At 64.6% G+C, this 5512-nt stretch carries 2 protein-coding genes and 2 pseudogenes; 3 read left to right on the top strand and 1 reads right to left on the bottom strand.

Annotated elements, in window-relative coordinates; all coding sequences use genetic code 11:
* Positions 1–421: pseudogene (locus tag MOV74_RS30240) on the bottom strand (hypothetical protein); the annotation flags it as partial.
* A 277-nt stretch (positions 422–698) separates the two neighbouring features.
* Here MOV74_RS30240 and MOV74_RS30245 point away from each other — a divergent pair.
* The 3 genes and pseudogenes from MOV74_RS30245 to alr form a co-directional block, all read left to right on the top strand.
* Positions 699–1949, top strand: a complete 1251-nt coding sequence (locus MOV74_RS30245; RefSeq protein ID WP_246930406.1) for a cyclopropane-fatty-acyl-phospholipid synthase family protein — start codon at positions 699–701, stop codon at positions 1947–1949.
* 761 nt (positions 1950–2710) lie between these two features.
* Positions 2711–4219 (top strand): replicative DNA helicase, encoded by a 1509-nt coding sequence (locus MOV74_RS30250; RefSeq protein ID WP_246930409.1) that lies wholly within the window; start codon positions 2711–2713, stop codon positions 4217–4219.
* A 46-nt stretch (positions 4220–4265) separates the two neighbouring features.
* Positions 4266–5366: pseudogene (gene alr, locus MOV74_RS30255) on the top strand (alanine racemase); the annotation flags it as partial.
* Positions 5367–5512: the final 146 nt, after the last annotated feature.

Genomic DNA, 5512 nt, shown 5'->3' on the forward strand with positions numbered 1-5512 from the left:
GAGCAGCCTCGCCGTCCGGCCTGGCGGCGTCCTGGGCGCGCGGGCGGCGGCCCTGATGCTCGCCCGCCTGTCCCGGAGCGGTGTTCGCTTCCTTCTCCTTGGCACCGTCCTTCTTATCCTTGCCGTCCTTGGCCTGGTAGCGGGTGTCGGTGGCCCCGTTGGAGACGAGATAGGAGGCGAGAATCCCCGCCATGTCCGGGCTCGTGGTGTAGTGCTGGCGCAGGAAGCCCGGCAGCGAACCCGGCGCAACGGACTTCAGAAGTCCGCGCGGGCTCTTGTGGCAGACATTGCAGGTCTGCGCGAAAAGCTGAGACGGGGTCTTGCCGGCCTCGAGGTTGGTCGCCTGCGCAAAAACGGGATCGGCCGCGCCGAAGCCGATCAGAAGCAATACCGTCGCGAGGCTGAGCGCTCGGCTCGACATTCCCATCATCTCCATTGAATTCCGAGGGGTGCAGCCGGCCTCCGGCGCGGCGGCGGGTCACCTTTTATCCGATTGAGCCGCGAATGGAAGCAGCCTCCACGCGCAAGGATGTGATTAAGCGCTTTTCGAATATCGGCTGTGAACTCAGCGCAATAGCGCAGCAGCCCCACCCTCCCCAGATTGGATGCAGACGCATAGGAACCGCTGCGGCGCCTGGGCGTCAGATATGAAGGCCAGGTTAGTCGCATCTTTCGGGTTCGCTCGAGAGGAAATGTCGATGGACCGTTTGTTGCGTAGATTCCTGTCTCAATTCATCCGCCGCGGGTCGATGACTGTGACCGGCGCAAGCGGGTTGAAATTCACCGTCGGCGACGACTCCGGCGTTCCGGTCGCGGTGCGCTTCGTCACCGCGGACGCCGAGCGGAAGATCCTCGTCAATCCCGAGCTCGGGCTTGGCGAGGCCTATATGGACGGCGAGTTCGTGGTCGAGCGCGGCACCATAGCTGATGCCCTCGCGATCCTGCTCGATCAACCCGACCTCTTGCCGCAGTGGGCAAAACCCTGGTGGCATCTGCGCTATCTGACGCGGCATCTGAAGCAGTTCAATCCGCGCTCGCGCTCCCGCGACAACGTCGCGCATCACTATGATCTCGACGCCCGGCTCTATTCGCTCTTCCTGGACGCCGACAAGCAATACAGCTGCGCCTATTTCGAAACGTCCAAGAGCACGCTCGACGACGCGCAGCTCGCGAAGAAACGGCACATTGCCGCCAAGCTGCTCATCAAGCCCGGCCAGCGCGTGCTCGACATCGGCTCGGGCTGGGGCGGGCTCGGGCTCTATCTCGCCGAGATGGCCCGCGCCGACGTCACTGGCATCACGCTCTCGACCGAACAGTTGCAGATCGCCAATGCACGCGCCTCCGAAAAGGGCTTGACCGGCTCGGCCAGATTTCTGCTCCAGGACTACCGCGACATCGCCGGACCGTTCGACCGCATCGTCTCGGTCGGCATGTTCGAGCATGTCGGTGCCCGATTCTACGACACCTACTTCCAGCGCTGCGCCGAGCTCCTCGGCCAGGACGGCGTCATGCTGCTGCATTCGATCGGCCGTTCGCAGGGCCCGGACTCGACCAATCCCTGGATCGCCAAATACATCTTCCCCGGCGGCTACATCCCCGCTTTGTCGGAGGTGCTGCCGGCGATCGAGCGCGCGGGCCTGCTGGTCTGCGACATCGAGATCCTGCGCCTGCACTATGCCGCGACGCTGAAAGCCTGGCGGGAACGCTTCATGGCGCGACGCGAGGAGGCCGTGGAGCTCTACGACGAGCGTTTCGCCTTGATGTGGGAATTTTATCTCGCTGCCTGCGAGATGACGTTCCGCAAGCAGAACATGATGAACTTCCAGATCCAGCTCACCCGCCGCCAGGGCGTGGTGCCGACGACCCGCGACTACATGCCGCGTGAGGAAGCCCGGCTGCGGGCTCGCGAAGGCACGGTCAGGCCCAGGCTGAAACTGGCTGGTGAATAGGTCCTAGTGACGCAGGGTCGAAATCTGGGAGGACCGGAAAAGCGCCGTTAACGCCAATTGCGCCCGCAGTTCGACCAGGATTTCGGGTGCGACAGGCTGGCGACGCACTTCGGGCCGCTCGGCGTGCTCCATGGCCGCGATCAACCCCGACAGCCAAAGCCGGCTAGCTGCCTCGCTTCGCCCAATCTGGTGCTGCCGTTCTGGCCGCATCGCTTGCCTCGTTCCCTGTTGGCGGACCGTCGGAGACAATTCCCTGCCCGTCCACCTGTTCCGGTCATACCCCCGAAAGAATCCGGGAAGATGTGATCCACTTCACATAAGTCTGGTCGGCCCTGGCTTAGACCGTCGCCATGAGCAAAGAGACCCAAACCTCATTCGACGTGCAGGACGACCTCCGCACCGATTACGCCCTGATCGTTACCGGCGTCGGGGCGGCTCTGGTTGCGCTGGTCTACCTCCTGCTGGTCTGAGCCCGAGCCGAAAGCTCCCAGCGTGCGTCAATTCGCGCGCCCTCCGGTACGTCTGCGCGCCAATCCATTAGGTTCATTGCTTCAGGATTTTTCCATGGCGCGGACGCGGCTGCTTCCGGCCCGACCGGTTCCGCGAAAATCCGTCAAGCGCGGCGCGTGCTGCGACTGCTAATCATCCACCACTTTAACTGAGCGGTTGATAGCGGTCAGCTTTCGCTTTCGCTTTGCACCGATGCGGCGCTTTATCCCGGCCCCGCATCCGCCCAAGAAAATTGCTAAGCACGTCCGACCATGGTCCTGACTGATTCGAACGTTCTCAAACTCGCGCCCGACGCAGGAACTCCCGCCTATCGGAGCGCTCCGCACAATATCGAAGCGGAACAGAGCCTTCTGGGCGCGATCCTGGTCAACAACGACGCCTTCTACCGCGTCTCCGACTTCCTGGAGGCGAAGCATTTCTTCGAGCCGCTGCACCAGACCATCTTCGAGACCGCCGGCAGCCTGATCCGGATGGGCAAGATCGCGACGCCCGTCACGCTGAAGACGTTCCTGCCCGCCGATACCGATGTCGGCGGCATGACCATCGGGCAATATCTTGCACGGCTCGCCGCCGAAGCGACCACCATCATCAACGCCCAGGACTACGGCCGCACGGTCTACGACCTGTCGCTGAGGCGCGACCTGATCGGCATCGGCGAGGACATGGTCAATGTCGCCTATGACGCACCGGTCGATTTCCAGCCGCGGGCGCAGATCGAGGACGCCGAGCGCAAGCTTTACGAGCTCGCCGAATCCGGCCGCTATGACGGAGGCTTCCAGAAATTCTCGCAGGCACTGGCGGTCGCGGTCGATCTCGCCGCAAAAGCGTTCCAGCGCGACGGCAAGCTGTCCGGCATCTCGACGGGCATGCGCGACCTCGACACCAAGATGGGTGGCCTGCAGCACTCCGACCTCATCATCGTCGCGGGCCGTCCCGGCATGGGCAAGACCTCTCTTGCGACCAACATCGCCTACAACGTCGCTCAGGCCTATGTGCCGGAACTCCAGGCCGACGGTACCACGAAGGCCGCCAATGGCGGCGTGATCGGCTTCTTCTCCTGCGAAATGTCGGCCGACCAGCTCGCCACGCGTATCGTGGCCGAGCGCACCGGTGTTCCCTCCTCCCACATCCGCCGCGGCGGCATCTCGGAAGCCGATTTCGAGAAGATCCGGGAGGTCTCGATCGAGCTGCAGTCGCTGCCCTTCTACGTAGACGCCACCGGCGGCCTGTCGATCGCGCAGCTGATGGCGCGGGCGCGCCGGCTGAAGCGCCAGAAGGGCCTCGACCTGCTCGTGATCGACTACATCCAGCTGCTCTCGGGCTCGGGCAAGCGGAGCGATAATCGCGTGCAGGAAATCACTGAGATCACGACCAGCCTGAAGGCGCTGGCCAAGGAGCTCAACGTTCCCGTCATCGCGCTGTCGCAGCTCTCGCGTCAGGTCGAATCGCGTGACGACAAGCGGCCGCAGCTCTCGGACCTGCGTGAATCCGGATCGATCGAGCAGGACGCCGACGTCGTGCTGTTCGTCTACCGCGAGGAATATTACCTCGCCATGAAGGAGCCGCGCCCCGGCACGCCCGAGCACGAGAAGTGGCAGCTCGACATGAGTCTTGCGCACGGAAAAGCCGAGGTCATCATCGGCAAGCAGCGCCACGGCCCGACCGGCACCGTCGATTTGGCGTTCGAGGCCTCGGTCACGCGGTTCGGCGACCTCGCGCCTGACAGTCAGGTTCCGGCCCGCAGCGGGAACGACTACTGAGTTCCTTGAACCAGAACGGCCTCTTGCGTAAAACGGCGCCATGACAATGGCGTCCGACCCGAAAACCATCTCGCAATCCGGCCTTCTCTCCGCGGAGGCCAACCAGGCTGCCGCGCTCGCAGCCTTCGGCGGCGTGCTGACCGTCGATCTCGACGCCATCATCGCCAACTGGCGCAAGCTCGAGAAGACGGCGGTGCCGGCCGAGTGCTCGGCGGTGATCAAGGCCGACGCCTATGGCTGCGGCGCCGCCGAGGTCGCGCGTGCGCTGAGCAAGGCCGGCTGCAAGACCTTTTTCGTCGCCACCATCGAGGAGGCGCGCAAGGTGCGCGCGGCCGTCCCGGAGCCAACGATCTATGTGCTCGGCGGCTATTTCCAGAACACCGGCGAGCACTACGCCAAGATCAATTGCCGCCCGGTGATCGGCGACCTCAACGAGCTCGCCGAGTGGGACGTGTTCTGCCGTCGCACCGGCTGGAACGGGGGCGCGGCGGTTCACATCGACACCGGCATGAACCGACTCGGCCTCACGCTCTCCGAAGCGCAGGCCATCATCCCCCGCATCAACGCCGGCGATCACGGCATCACGCTGGTCATGAGCCATCTGGTCTCGGCCGAGCAGCTCAACAGCCCGGTGAACGCCAAGCAGCTCGCGGCCTTCCGCAGCATCGCCAGCGAATTCTCCGGCGTACCGGCGGCGCTCGCCAATTCCTCCGGCATCTTCCTCGGCGCGCCGTTCCAGTTCGACATGGTGCGGCCGGGGGCTGCGCTCTACGGTGTCAACCCGACACCGGAGGCCGACAATCCGATGCTGCCGGTGGTCGATCTCAAGGCGCGCATCGTGCAGACCCGCACCATCGAGCGCGGCGAGAGCGTCGGCTATGGCGGCACCTGGACCGCGCGGCGGCCGACGAAACTGGCGATCATCGCAGTCGGTTATGCCGACGGCTATTTCCGCGCCGCCAGCTCCAATGACGGCACCCGCGGCGCCGAGGTCATCGTTGCCGGCAAGCGCTGCCCAGTCGCCGGCCGCGTCTCGATGGATCTCATCGCGATCGACATCACCGATCTACCGCCGAATGCGGCGCGGCGCGGCCATATGGTGACGCTGCTCGGCGAGGGCATCACCGTCGACGAGCTCGCGCATCATTTCGGCACCATCGGCTACGAGGTGCTGACCAGCCTCGGCCACCGCTATGCCCGGCTCTATAAGGGCGGCAATGTGGAGGAGCCGTTGGTCAAGCCGGCAGCCGCGACCGGAGCCGAACAGCCTCCCTCACCGCCGCCGGTCGAGCA

Origin of the sequence: Bradyrhizobium sp. SHOUNA76 (assembly GCF_023006445.1) — a bacterium.
Classification (GTDB): Bacteria; Pseudomonadota; Alphaproteobacteria; order Rhizobiales; family Xanthobacteraceae; genus Bradyrhizobium.